Annotated in this window: 12 protein-coding genes and 1 tRNA gene; 10 read left to right on the top strand and 3 right to left on the bottom strand. The window is 49.5% G+C overall.

Annotation, left to right across the window (positions count from 1 at the left end):
* Positions 1-664: 664 nt before the first annotated feature.
* Positions 665-2,002: an NADP-specific glutamate dehydrogenase gene (gene gdhA, locus B5G04_RS10385; RefSeq protein WP_022039514.1), complete on the bottom strand. Its 1,338-nt coding sequence runs from the start codon at positions 2,000-2,002 to the stop codon at positions 665-667.
* A gap of 229 nt (positions 2,003-2,231) precedes the next feature.
* Here gdhA and B5G04_RS10380 point away from each other — a divergent pair, with 229 nt between their 5' ends.
* Complete coding sequence (locus B5G04_RS10380; RefSeq protein WP_087397043.1) at positions 2,232-5,189, top strand: PEP/pyruvate-binding domain-containing protein; 2,958 nt, start codon at positions 2,232-2,234, stop codon at positions 5,187-5,189.
* 224 nt (positions 5,190-5,413) lie between these two features.
* Here the strand turns inward: B5G04_RS10380 and B5G04_RS10375 are convergent.
* A tRNA-Thr gene (locus B5G04_RS10375) sits at positions 5,414-5,487 on the bottom strand.
* 342 nt (positions 5,488-5,829) lie between these two features.
* Here B5G04_RS10375 and B5G04_RS10370 point away from each other — a divergent pair.
* From B5G04_RS10370 to B5G04_RS10330, 9 genes are all read left to right on the top strand, one after another.
* Positions 5,830-6,360 (top strand): DUF4199 domain-containing protein, encoded by a 531-nt coding sequence (locus tag B5G04_RS10370; protein ID WP_087397041.1) that lies wholly within the window; start codon positions 5,830-5,832, stop codon positions 6,358-6,360.
* 11 nt (positions 6,361-6,371) lie between these two features.
* Positions 6,372-7,322 carry a glycosyltransferase family 2 protein gene (locus B5G04_RS10365; protein ID WP_087213319.1) on the top strand — a complete coding sequence of 317 codons (951 nt, stop codon included), beginning with the start codon at positions 6,372-6,374 and terminating at the stop codon, positions 7,320-7,322.
* Between the two features lie 2 nt (positions 7,323-7,324).
* Positions 7,325-7,837 carry a DUF6452 family protein gene (locus B5G04_RS10360; RefSeq protein ID WP_087397039.1) on the top strand — a complete coding sequence of 171 codons (513 nt, stop codon included), beginning with the start codon at positions 7,325-7,327 and terminating at the stop codon, positions 7,835-7,837.
* The gene (locus tag B5G04_RS10355) at positions 7,785-8,498 is read left to right on the top strand and encodes a DUF6048 family protein (RefSeq protein ID WP_087213328.1); all 714 of its coding nucleotides are present in this window, start codon (positions 7,785-7,787) and stop codon (positions 8,496-8,498) included. Before B5G04_RS10360 ends, B5G04_RS10355 begins: the two co-directional genes overlap by 53 nt.
* Before the next feature lie 116 nt (positions 8,499-8,614).
* Entirely contained in the window at positions 8,615-9,184 is a 570-nt protein-coding gene (locus B5G04_RS10350; protein ID WP_087397037.1) for a manganese efflux pump MntP family protein, read from the top strand.
* 157 nt (positions 9,185-9,341) lie between these two features.
* Positions 9,342-10,355, top strand: a complete 1,014-nt coding sequence (locus tag B5G04_RS10345; protein WP_087397035.1) for an FAD:protein FMN transferase — start codon at positions 9,342-9,344, stop codon at positions 10,353-10,355.
* 128 nt (positions 10,356-10,483) lie between these two features.
* Positions 10,484-12,478: an oligopeptide transporter, OPT family gene (locus tag B5G04_RS10340; protein ID WP_087397033.1), complete on the top strand. Its 1,995-nt coding sequence runs from the start codon at positions 10,484-10,486 to the stop codon at positions 12,476-12,478.
* A 106-nt stretch (positions 12,479-12,584) separates the two neighbouring features.
* Positions 12,585-13,424: an alpha/beta hydrolase gene (locus B5G04_RS10335; RefSeq protein ID WP_087250114.1), complete on the top strand. Its 840-nt coding sequence runs from the start codon at positions 12,585-12,587 to the stop codon at positions 13,422-13,424.
* A 119-nt stretch (positions 13,425-13,543) separates the two neighbouring features.
* Positions 13,544-14,950 carry an amidophosphoribosyltransferase gene (locus B5G04_RS10330; protein ID WP_022039641.1) on the top strand — a complete coding sequence of 469 codons (1,407 nt, stop codon included), beginning with the start codon at positions 13,544-13,546 and terminating at the stop codon, positions 14,948-14,950.
* A 253-nt stretch (positions 14,951-15,203) separates the two neighbouring features.
* Here the strand turns inward: B5G04_RS10330 and B5G04_RS10325 are convergent, their stop codons facing one another.
* Positions 15,204-16,418, bottom strand: a complete 1,215-nt coding sequence (locus B5G04_RS10325; protein ID WP_087250116.1) for a BamA/TamA family outer membrane protein — start codon at positions 16,416-16,418, stop codon at positions 15,204-15,206.
* Between the last annotated feature and the right edge of the window lies 1 nt (position 16,419).

Below are 16,419 nucleotides of genomic sequence, written 5' to 3'. Positions count from 1 at the left end.
TTCTTGTATCAGGAATACAAAAACGTCTTTCCTGTTGTATCTTTGTATTCCTATCCTCCCGATAATATCCTCAACCGCATTTACTTTGTCTTGTCGTCTGTAATTCTGCACAAACATAGATATAATACTTTACAAAAACAAGTGTTTTCATTGTTTTTTTCAAAAAAATAAAATAAAATTCTTATAGGAGTGCTGTAGCGAGGGTAGCATAGTGGAGGAGGTACACCTTATTTGATATAATGCGAATCGGGAGTTAAAAGGGAGTTGGAAGAAATTATTGTCCGCAGGTGGGTTGGAAGTTTGGCGGTCAGTATATTTGTATCGGTTTCAGAGGCAGGAATATTGCTCTGGAAAGTAAGATATACTTCAACCGCGGATGAATATATACTTCAACCGCGAATGAATATATACTTCAACCGCAGATGAAGATATACTGCAATCAGATGGGGTATATTTTAGGGGCAGGAGGACATTGCTTTGGGATAATCGAATGTTATTTTGATGCGCCTTCGGAATGTGTCCACTTATCCATGTGGATGTATTCAGGGCGTATGCGATACGCCCCTACAGCAAAAAGCGCTGCTTACCTTCACAGGCGAGCAGCGCAGCTACAATACAAAATACAAATACAACTAAACGAGATATTATTATAAAACGTCCTGTTTTATACAATTCCTTGTGCCATCATGGCGTGTGCCACTTTCATGAATCCGGCAATGTTGGCACCTTTTACATAATTGATGTAACCGTCAGGCTCGGTGCCGTACTTCACACATTGTTCGTGGATGTTGTGCATAATCTGATGCAACTTGTCGTCTACTTCCTGTGCGGTCCAGCTGATGTGCATGGCGTTCTGGCTCATTTCGAGTCCCGAGGTCGCTACACCTCCTGCATTGACGGCTTTTCCCGGTGCATACATCACCTTGTTTTCGATGAATGCATCGATGGCTTCGGGTGTGCAACCCATGTTGGAAATTTCTCCGACACAAAGAACGGAATTTTTTATCAAATTACAAGCGTCTTCGCCATTTAATTCGTTCTGAGTGGCGCAAGGAAGTGCGATATCTACCTTTACTTCCCACGGACGGCGTCCCGGATAGAAGGTTGCGCCCGGATATTTTTCGGCATAGGGTGCTACCACATCGTTTCCCGAAGCGCGGAGTTCGAGCATGTAGTCTATCTTTTCACCGCTTACTCCGTCGGGGTCGTAAATATATCCGTCGGGACCGGACAGGGTGACTACCTTAGCTCCTAACTGGTTGGCTTTCGTTACGGCTCCCCATGCTACGTTGCCGAAACCTGATACGGCGATGGTTTTGCCCTTGATGTCGATGCCTTTCTTGTCGAGCATGTGTTTTACGAAGTACAGTCCGCCGAAACCTGTGGCTTCGGGACGGATAAGCGAACCGCCATATTCAAGTCCTTTGCCTGTAAAGGTGCCGGTAAATTCGTGTGTCAGTTTCTTGTACATGCCGAACATGTATCCAACCTCGCGTCCGCCTACGCCGATGTCGCCGGCAGGCACATCCATGTCGGGACCCAGATGGTGGTAAAGCTCCAGCATAAAGGCTTGGCAGAAGCGCATGATCTCGGCTTCGCTCTTGCCGCGCGGTGAGAAGTCGGAACCGCCTTTGGCGCCACCCATGGGCAAGGTGGTAAGGGCGTTTTTGAATGTTTGTTCGAATCCTAAGAATTTCAGGATAGACAAGTTGACTGATGCGTGGAAACGGATGCCGCCTTTGTAAGGACCGATGGCATTGTTGAATTGGACGCGATAGCCCAGGTTGACTTGCACTTTGCCTTTGTCGTCTACCCACGGCACACGGAATGTGATGATGCGGTCGGGTTCTACCAGCCGCTCGATGAGCGATACCTTTTCGAACTCGGGATGCTGGTTGTAAATATCTTCGATAGAAATCAATACCTCTTTTACGGCTTGCAAATACTCAGATTCACCGGGATGCTTGGCCTCCAGCGATGACATGATTCGGTTGATGTCCATAACTATTTATCTTTAAGGTCTGACAAAATGAAATGTTTCTTTATGCAAAGGTAGGATTTTAAACGGATAAACCAAATAATTCTGTATGAATTTATCTGTAAAACTGATAAAAAGTTAAAAGCCGTGTGGCAGGTCATTGGCGGCAGGTAAAGTTTGTACGCCGATAAGTTGCATAAATCAAGAGAAATCCCGAAATTTGTTTGAGAAATCAAGCTTAAATCCGATAGCTATGCTCAATAAGTTAAAATTAAACCAACTCTATTTCAAGGATACCCAGTTTGTCAACCTGATGACGAAACGTATCTTTAATGTACTTCTGGTTGCCAATCCGTATGATGCTTTCATGCTGGAAGACGACGGGCGCATCGATGAGAAAATCTTTATCGAGTATATGAACCTGAGCCTTCGTTATCCGCCGCGTTTCACGCAGGTGTCTACCGAGGAAGATGCCTGGAAGCAGTTGGAAAACACCCGTTTCGAGCTGGTCATCTGTATGCCCGGCACCGATAATAGTGATACGTTTGACATCGGCAGGCAAATCAAGGAGAAATATCCGCATATTCCGCTGGTGGTCCTGACCCCGTTCTCGCACGGCATCCGCGAGCGGATGGAGCACGAAGACCTGAGTGTCTTTGAATACGTGTTCTGCTGGCTGGGGAATACCGACCTGCTGGTGTCTATCATCAAGCTGATAGAGGACAAGATGAATCTGGAGCATGATGTCAAGGAGGTGGGTGTGCAGATGATTCTGCTGGTAGAAGACTCCATACGGTTTTATTCGTCGGTATTGCCTAACCTTTACAAGTTTGTGTTGCGCCAAAGCCAGGAGTTTGCAACGGAGGCGCTGAACGAGCACCAGCGTACCTTGCGCATGCGCGGGCGTCCTAAGATTGTATTGGCACGCACTTATGAGGAGGCGTTTGACCTTTATACCCGTTATCAGAACAATACCTTGGGGATTGTTTCCGATGCACGTTTCCCTCGAGAAGGGAAGATTGACCCGCAGGCAGGCATCCGCTTTCTTACCGAGGTGCGTAGCCGGAGTCCGTTTATCCCTTTGATTTTGCAATCGTCGGAAGCTTCGAACCGGGAGTTTGCCACCCACATTCATGCCCAGTTTGTCGACAAGAATTCCAAGAAGATGAATCTGGACTTGCGGCAGGCTGTGTCTGAGCATTTCGGCTTCGGTGATTTTGTGTTCCGTGACCCGAAGACCAAGGAGGAAGTGGCGCGGGTGCATAACTTGAAAGATTTGCAGAACGCCATTTTCTCTATCCCCGCCGACTCGCTGCTGTATCATATCGGGCGTAATCACGTGTCCCGCTGGTTGTATTCGCGTGCTATATTTCCCGTGGCAGAGTTCCTGAAGCAGATTACGTGGGAGTCGTTGCAAGACATTGATGCCCACCGGCAGATTATCTTCGAAGCCATTGTGAAATACCGTAAGATGAAAAACCAGGGTGTCGTAGCGGTATTCCAGCGCGACAGGTTCGACCGCTATTCGCACTTTGCCCGCATCGGTGACGGTTCGTTGGGAGGAAAGGGGCGCGGACTTGCCTTTATCGACAACATGGTAAAGCGTCATCCCGAGTTTGAAGAGTTTGAGAATGCCACGATAGCCATTCCGAAGACGGTGGTGCTCTGTACGGATATATTCGACGAGTTTATGGAAACCAACCAGCTCTACCAGATAGCCCTGAGCGAAGCGGATGACGAAGTGATATTGCGTGCCTTTCTGCGTGCGAAGCTGCCCGATAACCTGGTAGAGGACTTTTTCGCTTTCTTCGATGTGGTGAAGGCGCCGATAGCCATCCGTTCGTCCAGCTTGCTGGAAGACTCTCACTATCAGCCTTTTGCCGGTATCTATTCTACTTATATGATTCCGTATATGGATGACAAGTACGAACGCCTGCGGATGCTGAGCGATGCGATAAAAGGTGTATATGCTTCGGTGTTCTATAAAGACAGCAAGGCGTATATGCAGGCTACCAGCAACGTTATCGACGAGGAAAAGATGGCGGTAATCCTGCAGGAGGTAGTGGGTACGCAATACGGCGACCGTTACTATCCTGCCATATCGGGCGTGGCACGTTCGGTCAATTATTATCCTATCAATGACGAACTTGCCGAAGAAGGTACTGTCAGCCTGGCATTGGGCTTGGGCAAATACATCGTCGACGGCGGATTGACCCTGCGTGTGTGTCCGTATCACCCTGATAAGGTGTTGCAGACCAGTGAGCTGGAGATGGCGCTTCGCGAGACACAGACCCGCTTTTATGCCCTTGACCTGAAGAACCTGGGACACGACTTTTCGCTGGATGACGGGTTCAATCTCTTGAAGCTGCCGGTGAAGGAAGCCGAGGCAGACGGTTCGCTGACATACATCGCTTCTACTTACGACCCTTATGATATGGTTATCCGCGACGGTATTTATCCTGGCGGGCGCAAGGTGATTACCTTTGCCAATATTCTTCAGCACGATGTGTTTCCTTTGGCACGTATTCTTCAGCTGGTACAGAAGTATGGTCAGGGTGAAATGCGCCGTCCGGTAGAGATTGAGTTTGCCGTTAACCTGAACGCCCAAGAGAAGTCCGGCACTTTTTATTTGCTTCAAATCCGTCCGATGGTGGATATGAAAGCCGATTTCAACGAAGACCTGGAAGCCATCCCCAGAGAGCGTTTGTTGCTGAAAAGCGAGAATGCGTTGGGGCAGGGTGTGATAGATGATATGCAAGATGTGATTTATGTGAAGACGGAAGGTTATTCGGCTTCGAACAACCAGCTGATAGCCTATGATATCGAGAAACTGAACCGGCGTTTCCTTGACGAAGGCAAGCACTATGTCCTGGTAGGTCCGGGCAGGTGGGGAAGCAGTGATACCTGGCTGGGTATTCCTGTGAAGTGGCCCAATATTTCGGCGGCACGTATTATCGTTGAGGCTGGTCTCACCAATTACCGTGTCGACCCTAGCCAGGGTACGCATTTCTTCCAGAATCTCACGTCATTCGGGGTAGGCTATTTTACCATCAATGCTTATTGCGGCGACGGGGTGTTCAATCAGGAATTGCTGGATGCCATGCCTGCTGTGGAAGAGACGAAATTTATCCGTTGGGTGCATTTCGACAAGCCGCTTACGGCAAAGATGAACGGGAAGAAGAAGCTGGGAGTGGTGGAATTGCCGGAATGAGTAACCTGTTTATTATATAACTATTCACTACAGAGGCCACAGAGTGCCACAGAAGAATAGGTCAATAAACAATATGCTAATGTGAAAATAAATTGGCACATTGCCCTATTATTCATTGACACATTAAATCTGTGTCCTCTGTGGTGAGAATCATCGCACGATAAATTCAAAACAGTTCCTAAAAGAAAAGGTTGCTTCCTTTTACAGAAAGCAACCTTTTTTCGAGCCTCTTGTCGGATTCGAACCAACGACCCCGAGATTACAAATCACGTGCTCTGGCCAACTGAGCTAAAGAGGCAGGTGGGTAAGCTTACCATATCGCGCCGCTACAACCAACTACCTTTGCTGCGATCAAGCCCTGGAGGATTCGAAGGGAGCTGGCCGTATGGGACTTACCCGTATTTCAAAAATCTTGCAATCCCTGAACTATCGGCGCGATATTTCTTGATTGCGGGTGCAAAGGTAGGTATTTTTTCTGAATATGCAATACGTCTTCTGAAAAAAATGCAGAAAAAAATGAAGAGACGTCATTTTTCATGCTTTTATTACGCTGAATAAGTACAAAAAACGTACTTTTGTACGCAAATAAAGTTATCCGTTACGGAGGGTATACTCTTTTAATCTATTTAAAGTAAAGAAAATGACACCAGACAGACCAATCGGTATTCAAGAGCATGCAATGAGATTCGGAACCTATATGGGAATCTTTTGGATTATCAAATTCATTTTTCTTCCATTAGGGTTTAAAATTCCCTTGCTGCAACTCCTTTTTATATTGGGTACGCTGTTTGTCCCCATATTGGGATACTTGTATGCACGCAAATTCCGGAATACATATTGCAACGGAACCATTCCGTTTTTCCGTGCTTTCATCTTTACCGTATGCATGTATGTCTTTGCGGCCATGCTGGCGGCGGTAGGGCACTATCTTTACTTCCGGTTTATCGACCAAGGATTCTTGTTTGACATGTACAGGCAACAGCTGAACGAGGCAAAGGCTATGCTTCAAGGTGAACTGGCAACTTCCATAGACCAGCTTATGCTTGCTTTTGATACGATAGCTTCCCTGAGTCCCATTCAACTCACTTTTCAACTCATTACGCAGAATGTATTCTATGGCATTTTGCTTGCCTTGCCTACAGGCTTGTTAGTTATGAAATATAAAAAATAAAAATCAGTATTATGGACATATCAGTAGTCATCCCTTTATATAATGAAGCCGAGTCGTTGCCCGAACTGCATGCATGGATAAAACGGGTAATGGATGCCAATCATTTTTCGTATGAAATCATCTTCGTCAATGACGGAAGCACCGACCGCTCGTGGAATGTCATTGAGGAACTGAGCAAAAACAATCCGGAGGTGAAAGGCATCAAGTTCCGCCGTAATTACGGGAAGTCGCCCGCCCTGTACTGTGGGTTCGAACGGGCAGAAGGCGATGTGGTCATTACCATGGATGCCGACCTGCAAGACAGTCCCGACGAAATTCCGGAACTATATCGGATGATTACGGAGGACGGGTATGACCTGGTTTCGGGCTGGAAACAGAAACGCTATGACCCGCTCTCGAAAACCATACCCACCAAGCTTTTCAATGCAACGGCACGGGCGGTGTCGGGCATACACAACCTGCACGATTTCAACTGCGGGCTGAAGGCATACCGGCGTGAAGTGGTGAAGAACATCGAAGTGTATGGCGAAATGCACCGGTATATCCCGTACCTGGCAAAAAATGCAGGATTTGCCAGAATCGGTGAAAAGGTGGTGCATCATCAGGCACGTAAGTACGGAAAGACCAAATTCGGGCTGAACCGCTTCGTAAACGGTTACCTCGACCTGCTTACGTTATGGTTTCTTTCCACTTTCGGGGTGAAGCCGATGCACATCTTCGGCTTTCTGGGTTCTATTATGTTTTTGTTGGGATTCATATCGGTGGCTGTTATCGGATTCAACAAGCTGCACGACATGTATTGCGGAAATCCGTACCGGCTGGTGACCGAAAGCCCGTACTTCTACCTGGCGCTGACCACGATGGTTATCGGCACGCAATTGTTCCTTGCCGGATTCATCGGCGAACTGATAGCCCGCAACGCTCCCGAACGAAACAAGTATCAAATCGAAAAAGAACTGTAACGATGAAAAGACTACCGGTCATATTCTGCATATTGGCGTTAGCAGGACTGTTGGTTCCAGGCTGTGAAGTGGAAAACTGCCCGCCCAACGCCTTGTCGTACCTGCATTTTTCGCTGGTAGACCAAAACGGACGGACATTCAATACTTCTGACACCATCACTATCGTAGGTCAGACCACTTCTTCTGATACACTTGTATCTGACACGCTTATCAATCAGGAGGCGGCGGCAAGCAGCTTCAGCCTTCCTTTGAGCTACGATGCCTACACCCAGTTTGTCTTTATCTATCACGCGCTGGATGTCGGTTATGTGGGACGCGACACCATCCGGATTGACCACCGGAACATCCCGTATTTCACCAACCTGGATTGCGGAAGCATGATGTTCTACGAAATCACCGGCACGGCGCACACCCACCACAGGCTCGACTCTATCACCATCACTAACCCGAATATCGACAACAATGAGAAAGAAAATATCCGCATCTATTTCACTGTTTCTGGTGTTGAGCAGTAGCCTTCTCTTTCTGTTCCCTGCCCCGTCATGGGCACAAAAGAAAGACAAGGAGCAGCTAAAGGCAGACTACAAGGCTTCCCCGTTCTATCAGGGAAGCTCTATCGGCGTGGAAATAGCCGGCATAGGCGGCTACCTGCTGGGAGGAGACATCATGAGCAGCGAAATTTTATTGCAAAGTAACCTGAAGAACCGTTTTTTGCCTACCCTCGAAATAGGCTACGGGAAAACCGATGTCGTCAATGATGCCAACGACATGCACTACAAGACATCGGCACCTTATTTCCGGATAGGCATGGACTATAACGTGTTCTACCTGAAGCCTTACCTGCCCGGTTATCTGTATGTGGGCCTGCGTTACGGCATGAGTTCGTTCACCTACGACGTGAGCGGACCTGACATGACTGACCCCAATTATGGAGGGACTACGGTGCCTTTTTCGTATTCGGGCATGAAAAGCAAGGCAAGCTGGCTGGAAGGTGTGGTAGGCATCAAGGTAAGGATTTACAAACGTTTCCACATGGGATGGGCGGTGCGCTACAAGATGCGCATGAGCATCGACAATCACGAGAACTCAGTCCCCTGGTACGTGCCCGGCTTTGGCAAGAACGCCAGCAGCAGCTTCAACCTGACGTATAACTTGATTTATAATCTTCCGTTTTAAGGGAACAAGGTGACAAGGAGACAAGGTGACAAGGTCTTGAATAGTTAACCAAAGTATCTGAAACCTCGTCACCTTGTTAACTCGTCACCTTGTCAACTAACTAATAACTGACACAAATGGGTATATTCGCAATTCTTTTGCTTGCCGTGAGCCTCGCCATCGATTGCTTCACGGTGTCCGTCACCAGCGGCATCATATTACGGCGCATCCGGTGGAATACGTTTCTGACGATGGCGTTCTTTTTCGGCTTCTTTCAGGCTTTGATGCCTTTGCTGGGCTGGCTTGGGGCAAGCCATTTCAGCCACCTCATCGAGGCTTACGACCATTGGATAGCCTTCGGGCTGCTCGCTTTTTTAGGCATCCGCATGATACGCGAGCATTTCAAGGACAGCGAAGAACACAGCTTCGATCCTACCCGGCTGAAGGTCATCATCACCCTTGCCATCGCTACCAGCATTGATGCACTGGCGGTGGGCATCTCGTTTGCCTTCACCGGATTCAAGGAGCTACAGAGCCTGCTTCTTCCGCTCGTTGCCATCGGACTTGCCTCGTTCGTCCTCTCGCTGGCAGGAAGCCTTATCGGCATCTTTTTCGGGAAACGCTTCAACTTGCGGATGGAATTGTTCGGCGGGCTGGTATTGATAGGTATCGGCGTAAAGATACTTTGCGAACACTTACTCGGTTAGAAAATGGAGAATGACAATATGTATACAAAATTAAACGATATAAGGAAACGCAGATTTTCGCAGATTCGCGCAGATTTAATCAATATTAAAAATAATCTGCGAAATCTGCGTAAATCTGCGTTTTAAACTGACACATTCATAAACTAATCACAACGATATGAAGAAAAAAAACGGACTGAAATGGCAAATCCCTTTCCTGCTGCTGCTCGTCGTGGGTACCGTATGGATATTGCGCAAGCAGGCACCTTACCAGACCGACCAGGGGCTGGTGTTCGGTACGATGTATAAAATCACTTACCAGTCGAAAGAGAACCTGAAAGCCGAGATAGAAGCCGAGCTGCAACGGGTAGACCGTTCGCTTTCGCCTTTCAACAAGGCATCGGTCATTACGCGCATCAACGACAATACGGATATGCAGACCGACTCCCTGTTCGACTATGTGTACCGCCTTGCCCTGCAGGTATCGGAAGAGACACACGGCGCGTTCGACATTACCGTTGCTCCGCTGGTGAATGCCTGGGGATTCGGGTTCAAGAATGCATCGCAAGTAGATTCGGCTACCATCGACAGCTTGCGCCAATTCGTCGGATACGATAAGGTGAAGCTGGAAAACGGAAGGATTGTCAAGAACGACCCGCGCACGATGCTGGACTGCAGTGCCATTGCCAAAGGCTTCGGTGTAGACTGTGTGGCACGCCTGCTGGACCGGAAAGGCATACGCAACTATATGGTAGACATCGGGGGAGAATTGGTGATGAAAGGTGAAAACGCGCAGATGAAACCGTGGCGCATCGGCATCAACAAGCCCATAGACGACTCGCTGGCAGTGAACCAGGAGTTGCAGACCGTATTGCAGGTGAGCGGCGTAGGGCTTGCCACTTCGGGCAACTACCGCAACTTCTATTACAAGGACGGCAAGAAATACGCCCATACCATCGACCCGCGTACAGGCTACCCGATACAGCACAACATCCTCTCGGCTACGGTCATCGCCGACAATTGTGCCAAGGCAGATGCTTACGCCACCGCCTTCATGGTATTGGGGCTGGACTCTGCCAAAGCCGTCTGCCATGCCCATCCCGAGCTGGACGCATACTTTATCTATAGCAAAGACGACGGAAAGACGGACATCTACTACACCGAAGGGATGGGGAAGTACATCGCAAGATAGGTTATAATTAATAATTAACAATTAACAATTAATAATTAATAGCTGACAGTTTATATCACACCGGGAACGATGCATAAGGCTTTATCTGGCACGAAAAGATAAATTGAAACTAAAAATAATAACACAACATGAAAGAAACAGATGAAAAACCGACGGGACTGCCCGAAAACGCGTTCCGTCCACTGAAACCGGGCGAACAATACCACCCCCTGATGTCGCCCGACAAGAATTATCCCGAAGTAAATGCCTGGTCGGTGACGTGGGGCATTGCCATGGCAATACTCTTCTCGGCAGCAGCGGCATACTTGGGGTTGAAAGTGGGACAGGTATTCGAAGCCGCCATCCCCATCGCCATCATTGCCGTGGGAGTGTCTGGAGCCGCCAAGCGTAAAAGCGCATTGGGCGAAAACGTCATCATCCAGTCCATCGGGGCATGTTCGGGCGTTATCGTAGCCGGAGCCATCTTCACCCTTCCGGCACTTTACATTCTTCAGGACAAGTATCCGGAAATGACGGTCGACTTTTTCCAGATGTTCATCAGCTCTTTGCTGGGAGGTATCCTTGGTATCCTGTTTCTCATTCCTTTCCGCAAGTATTTCGTAAGCGAGAAGCACGGCGAATATCCTTTTCCCGAAGCCACCGCCAGCACGCAGGTGCTGATTTCGGGCGAAAAGGGAGGAAGCCAGGCGAAACCGTTGCTCTTTGCCGGACTCATCGGCGGTCTGTACGACTTTATCGTAGCTACCTTCGGGTGGTGGAACGAGAACTTCACCACCCGCGTATGCGGCTGGGGCGAGACGATTGCCGACAGGGCGAAGCTGGTGCTTAAAATCAATACCGGAGCAGCGGTCTTGGGGCTGGGGTATATCGTAGGGTTGAAATATGCCGCCATTATCTGCGCCGGCTCGCTCGCCGTATGGATTATCATCGTGCCGGGCATCGCAATGCTGTGGGGCGACCAGGTATTGAATGCCTGGAATCCGGCTATCACGCAGACCGTAGGCTCGATGTCGCCCGAAACCATCTTCGCCGAATATGCCAAGAGTATCGGCATCGGAGGCATCGCCATGGCGGGCATTATCGGCATCGTGCGCTCGTGGAGCATCATCAAGAGTGCCGTAGGGCTTGCCGCCAAAGAGATGAAAGGCAAGAAGGCAGACGCCGGCGTGGTGCGCACACAGAAAGACTTGTCGATGAAAATCATCGCCATCGGGTCGATTGTCACCATTATCCTTGTGGCGCTGTTCTTCTATTTCGATGTGATGCAAGGCAATTTGCTGCACACCATTGTAGCAATCATCCTCGTGGCAGGCATCTCGTTCCTGTTCACCACGGTAGCTGCCAATGCCATTGCCATCGTGGGTACCAATCCCGTATCGGGCATGACACTGATGACCCTGATTCTGGCATCGGTGGTGATGGTTGCCGTAGGGCTGAAAGGTGCTACGGGCATGGTTGCGGCATTGGTTATGGGAGGCGTGGTATGTACCGCCCTCTCGATGGCAGGCGGCTTCATTACCGACCTGAAAATCGGCTATTGGCTGGGAAGCACGCCCGCCAAGCAACAGACGTGGAAATTCCTGGGCACGCTGGTATCGGCTGCTACCGTAGGCGGTGTTATCATGATATTGAACAAGACCTACGGATTCTCTTCGGGTGCACTTGCCGCACCGCAAGCCAATGCCATGGCTGCCGTTATCGACCCGCTGATGAACGGTGTGTCAGCTCCGTGGCTGCTCTATGGTATCGGTGCCGCACTGGCATTGGTGCTGACTTATTTCAAAGTCCCGGCACTTGCCTTTGCCTTAGGTATGTTTATCCCCTTGGAGCTGAACCTGCCGCTTATTGTAGGCGGTGCCATCAACTGGTACGTCACCACCCGTAGCAAGGACGAAGCGGTCAATGCGGCGCGTGGAGAAAAGGGCACTTTACTGGCTTCGGGCTTCATAGCCGGCGGTGCACTGATGGGTGTGATAAGTGCCGCGATGCGTTTCGGAGGTATTAACCTGGTGAACGAAGTGTGGCTGGAAAACCCGATGAGCCAAGTAGTATCGCTCATTGCATACGCACTCCTTATTATATATTTAGTAAAAGCGAGTATGAACATCAATAAAGTTGACTAGATGACAAGGTACTAGGTACTAGGTTTTTGATACCATTAGCAAAACTATTCAAAGCCTAGTCACCTAGTCCCTAGTACCTAGTCACCTAATAAAAAAATAAAACACCATGAAAAAGTTAGCATTAATGAGTTTACTCTTTGTTTCTACGCTGCTTGCGGCGCAGGAACCTGTCAAAATCAAGTTGTGGCAAAACGGCGCGCCCAATGACAACGGCATGACCAGCCAAGTGGAAAAAGGTCCGCTCTATGTAGCAGAACCGACCATCGAAGTCTATCCCGCTAAAGAAAGCAACGGACTTGCCATCGTGATGTGCCCGGGAGGTGGATACAGTCATCTCGCCATGAACCACGAAGGGCATGATATGGCAAACTGGTTCAACAGCCAAGGCATTACATACGCCGTACTGACCTACCGTATGCCTAACGGAAACAATGAAGTCCCCCTGAGCGATGCCCAACAGGCACTCCGCATCATGCGCCAGCATGCAAAAGAATGGAACATCCAAAAGCTGGGCATCATGGGCGCCTCGGCAGGCGGACATCTGGCAAGCACCGCCGCAACCCATTTCACAGACGCAGAGACACGTCCCGACTTCCAGATTCTGTTCTATCCAGTCATTACGATGGATCCTGCTTACACCCACATGGGTTCTCACGACAACCTGTTAGGAAAGAATCCTTCAAAAGAACTCGAACAAAAGTACTCGAACGAACTGCAAGTCACACCCGAAACTCCTCAGGCATTCATCATGCACAGCAGCGATGACGGTGCCGTACCCGTAGCCAACAGCGTGAACTATTATACGGCACTGGTGAAAAACGGTGTCTCGGCAAGTCTGCACACCTATCCCGTCGGCGGACACGGCTGGGGATTCCGCGACAGCTTCCCTTACAAACGCCAATGGACCGGTGAGCTGGAGAAATGGCTGCGTGAGCTCGACCGCTAAACATACAGAAGCTGGCTGGAAGGAAAATTCTCTTTCCGCCAGCTGTTTTTTCGGTACTTTTCTGTAATTTTGCAGGCGATTTACTTACTTTACAATTTTAACAACTTAACATAGCAAAAATGGGTGGTTTTTTCGGAACAGTCTCTATGGCTGAATGTGTGACCGATTTGTTTTACGGTACGGATTACAATTCGCACTTGGGAACCAAACGTGCAGGGATGGCTACTTACGATGAAACATCGGGTTTCGCAAGGTCGATTCATAGTATAGACAATTCGTACTTCCGTACCAAATTCGAGTCGGAGTTATCAAAGTTTAAGGGCAAATCGGGTATCGGCGTTATCAGTGATACCGACCCACAACCCATTATGATTAATTCACATCTGGGACGGTTTGCGATAGTGACGGTCGCCAAAATCAATAATATCTCCGAACTGGAGAAAGAATTGCTGGATGCCAATATGCACTTTGCCGAAATGAGTATGGGGAAAACCAACCCTACCGAGCTGGTGGCATTGCTCATCGTGCAAGGAAAAAATTTCGTCGAGGGCATTGAAAACGTATATGCCAAGGTGAAAGGCTCGTGCTCGATGCTGCTTCTTACCGAGGATGGTATCATCGCCGCCCGTGACCGGCTGGGACGGACGCCCATCATCATCGGAAAGAAAGAGGGCGCGTATGCCGTGACCAGTGAGTCGTGCAGCCTGCCCAACCTTGATTTCGAGATAACCGGCTACGTGGGACCGGGCGAGATAGTCCGTGTGCGTGCCGGAGGCGTAGAGCAGCTGCGCAAGCCCAACGAGGAGATGCAGGTATGCTCCTTTCTGTGGGTGTATTACGGCTTCCCCGTGTCGTGCTACGAGGGGCGCAACGTAGAAGAAGTGCGCTTCAAGAGCGGTTACGAGATGGGACGTACCGATGAGTCGGAAGTGGACTGCGCCTGCGGCATTCCCGATTCGGGTGTAGGCATGGCGTTGGGCTATGCCGAGGGCAAAGGCGTACCTTATCACCGTGGCATTGCCAAGTACACTCCTACCTGGCCGCGCAGCTTCACACCCAGTAACCAGGAGATGCGCTCGCTGGTGGCAAAAATGAAACTTATCCCCAACCGTGCCATGCTGCAAGGCAAACGGGTGTTGTTCTGCGATGACTCCATCGTGCGTGGCACCCAGTTGCGCGACAACGTGAAAATCCTCTACGACTATGGTGCCAAGGAAATCCACATGCGTATCGCCTGCCCGCCGCTGATTTACGGCTGTCCGTTCATCGCCTTTACCTCGTCGAAGAGCGACATGGAACTGATTACTCGCCGCATTATCGAAGAGATAGAGGGTGACGGCAATGCGAAATTAGACCGCTATGCCACTACTGGCTCACCCGAGTACAATGAACTGGTAGAACGTATCCGTGCGCGATTTGGTCTCACATCGTTGAAATTCAATACGCTGGAGACGCTGATAAACGCCATAGGCTTGCCTAAGTGCAAGGTCTGCACGCATTGCTTCGACGGTTCGAGTCGCTTCTGATTTCCCTTTTCTCACCAATTGGCAATGGATAATTGACAATTATTCTAAGCCGGAGTAGTTGTCAATTGTCTGTTGTCATTGTCATTACCGTTGTGATGCAACTATAATGGATACGGGGGACATATATATGCACACACGGACGGATATAGTTGCATATTTCCGAGTGGCTATAATTACCTGCCAAATCTGCGTTAATCCGCGAAAATCTGTGTTTTCAGAACTTGTCGTATATTATTGATTACTTATCGACGGATCAGAACGCTTCTGTCATGTTGAAATAGAACAGGTTCTGGCGGTTGATGAAGTTGCGCCCGAAGTCGAGGCGGACGTTCATGCGCGGCTGCACTTCGATGCGCAGGCCCAAGCCGGCGTTGGGCAACACGCCTTCTATCTTCACCGGATTAGGACCCATGAATCCGGCTCCTCCCCAGGCTACGAAGCCCAAGTGGTGGACGATGCGCTTCAGCCAGTTGCTGCGGTCGGTGTTGAACATCTGGCGGTATTCCACCAGTGCCACGTGGCCGCTCTTGTCGCGGTATTGCCCCATGTAGTATCCGCGCAGGTCGAACGGTGTACCGCTCAGCACGTATTTGTTCAGTGGAATGTTGTTGCCGAATACGTTCTTGGTCTGTACCGTCCAGGCGAGTACTTTCCGTTCGCCTACCGACTTGTATTGGCGGTAATCCAGCTCGAAGCGGTAGAAATCGTTGTCACTTCCCAGCCATTTCTGGTACAGCAGTCCACGGATGTCGAAGTACAGCCCTCGGTAAGGGTTGGCAGGAATGTCACGCGTGTCGTAGGTGACGAGGAAGCCGATGCCCGAGCTGAAGTTCTTGTAGCCCGATTCGTTACCTCCGGCGCGCACGTAATCTGCTTGGTGTGCCAAATGCTTTGCCGGACTGCTTATCTTGTCGTAGTTCAGGTCGATTTGCGGGCCGATAAACCAGTCGGTCTCCTTGATGCGGAACAGAAACCAGGGGTTTATCTGCACACCGCTGTAGCGGTATTGGCTGGTACTGTCACTCCGCTCGTAATTTTTGTTGGTAGAATAGCCCACGCCGTAGAAGTTCTCTTGCGTGTTTTTGTAAGTGAATTGTCCGAAGATGCGGAAGCGGTCGTTCTTGAAAAACAGTTGGGGCTTTACTTGGATATTCAGTCCGCCTTTGAAGATGAATGCCATGGCAAAGGGGAGTACTGAGCGGCGCATGGTAGTGTCTTTGGGATTCATGCGGAACGTCATCAGTGCACTTCCGCCTACCAGAAATCCGAAGTCGGGGCTGAAGCTGGGTCCTCCCAATATATTGTAATGGAAGTTTCGTCGTGCTACCTTCTGGCGGTGCAGTTCTTTCTTGCTCAGAGTCATTGGCGGGGAAAGCGTGTCGGCAGGAAGCCGGAGGGTGTCCGTCTCTTGGGTAAAGCCGAGCGATGCCGTCAAGCACAGGATGCAGAGTGTAATCAGTTTTTTCATA

It is taken from the genome of Bacteroides sp. An51A (assembly GCF_002161565.1).
GTDB lineage: Bacteria > Bacteroidota > Bacteroidia > Bacteroidales > Bacteroidaceae > Phocaeicola > Phocaeicola intestinalis.
This window is presented reverse-complemented; position numbering and strand designations above follow the sequence as displayed.

What these genes read in the sequence shown, in the direction of transcription:
- B5G04_RS10365 (WP_087213319.1), top strand. Translation starts at nt 6,372, where the DNA reads ATGGACATATCAGTAGTCATCCCTTTATATAATGAAGCCGAGTCGTTG.
- B5G04_RS10340 (WP_087397033.1), top strand. Translation starts at nt 10,484, where the DNA reads ATGAAAGAAACAGATGAAAAACCGACGGGACTGCCCGAAAACGCGTTC.
- B5G04_RS10335 (WP_087250114.1), top strand. Translation starts at nt 12,585, where the DNA reads ATGAAAAAGTTAGCATTAATGAGTTTACTCTTTGTTTCTACGCTGCTT.
- B5G04_RS10370 (WP_087397041.1), top strand. Translation starts at nt 5,830, where the DNA reads ATGACACCAGACAGACCAATCGGTATTCAAGAGCATGCAATGAGATTC.
- B5G04_RS10350 (WP_087397037.1), top strand. Translation starts at nt 8,615, where the DNA reads ATGGGTATATTCGCAATTCTTTTGCTTGCCGTGAGCCTCGCCATCGAT.
- B5G04_RS10360 (WP_087397039.1), top strand. Translation starts at nt 7,325, where the DNA reads ATGAAAAGACTACCGGTCATATTCTGCATATTGGCGTTAGCAGGACTG.
- B5G04_RS10355 (WP_087213328.1), top strand. Translation starts at nt 7,785, where the DNA reads ATGAGAAAGAAAATATCCGCATCTATTTCACTGTTTCTGGTGTTGAGC.
- B5G04_RS10380 (WP_087397043.1), top strand. Translation starts at nt 2,232, where the DNA reads ATGCTCAATAAGTTAAAATTAAACCAACTCTATTTCAAGGATACCCAG.
- B5G04_RS10330 (WP_022039641.1), top strand. Translation starts at nt 13,544, where the DNA reads ATGGGTGGTTTTTTCGGAACAGTCTCTATGGCTGAATGTGTGACCGAT.
- B5G04_RS10345 (WP_087397035.1), top strand. Translation starts at nt 9,342, where the DNA reads ATGAAGAAAAAAAACGGACTGAAATGGCAAATCCCTTTCCTGCTGCTG.
- B5G04_RS10325 (WP_087250116.1), bottom strand. Translation starts at nt 16,418, where the DNA reads ATGAAAAAACTGATTACACTCTGCATCCTGTGCTTGACGGCATCGCTC.
- gdhA (WP_022039514.1), bottom strand. Translation starts at nt 2,002, where the DNA reads ATGGACATCAACCGAATCATGTCATCGCTGGAGGCCAAGCATCCCGGT.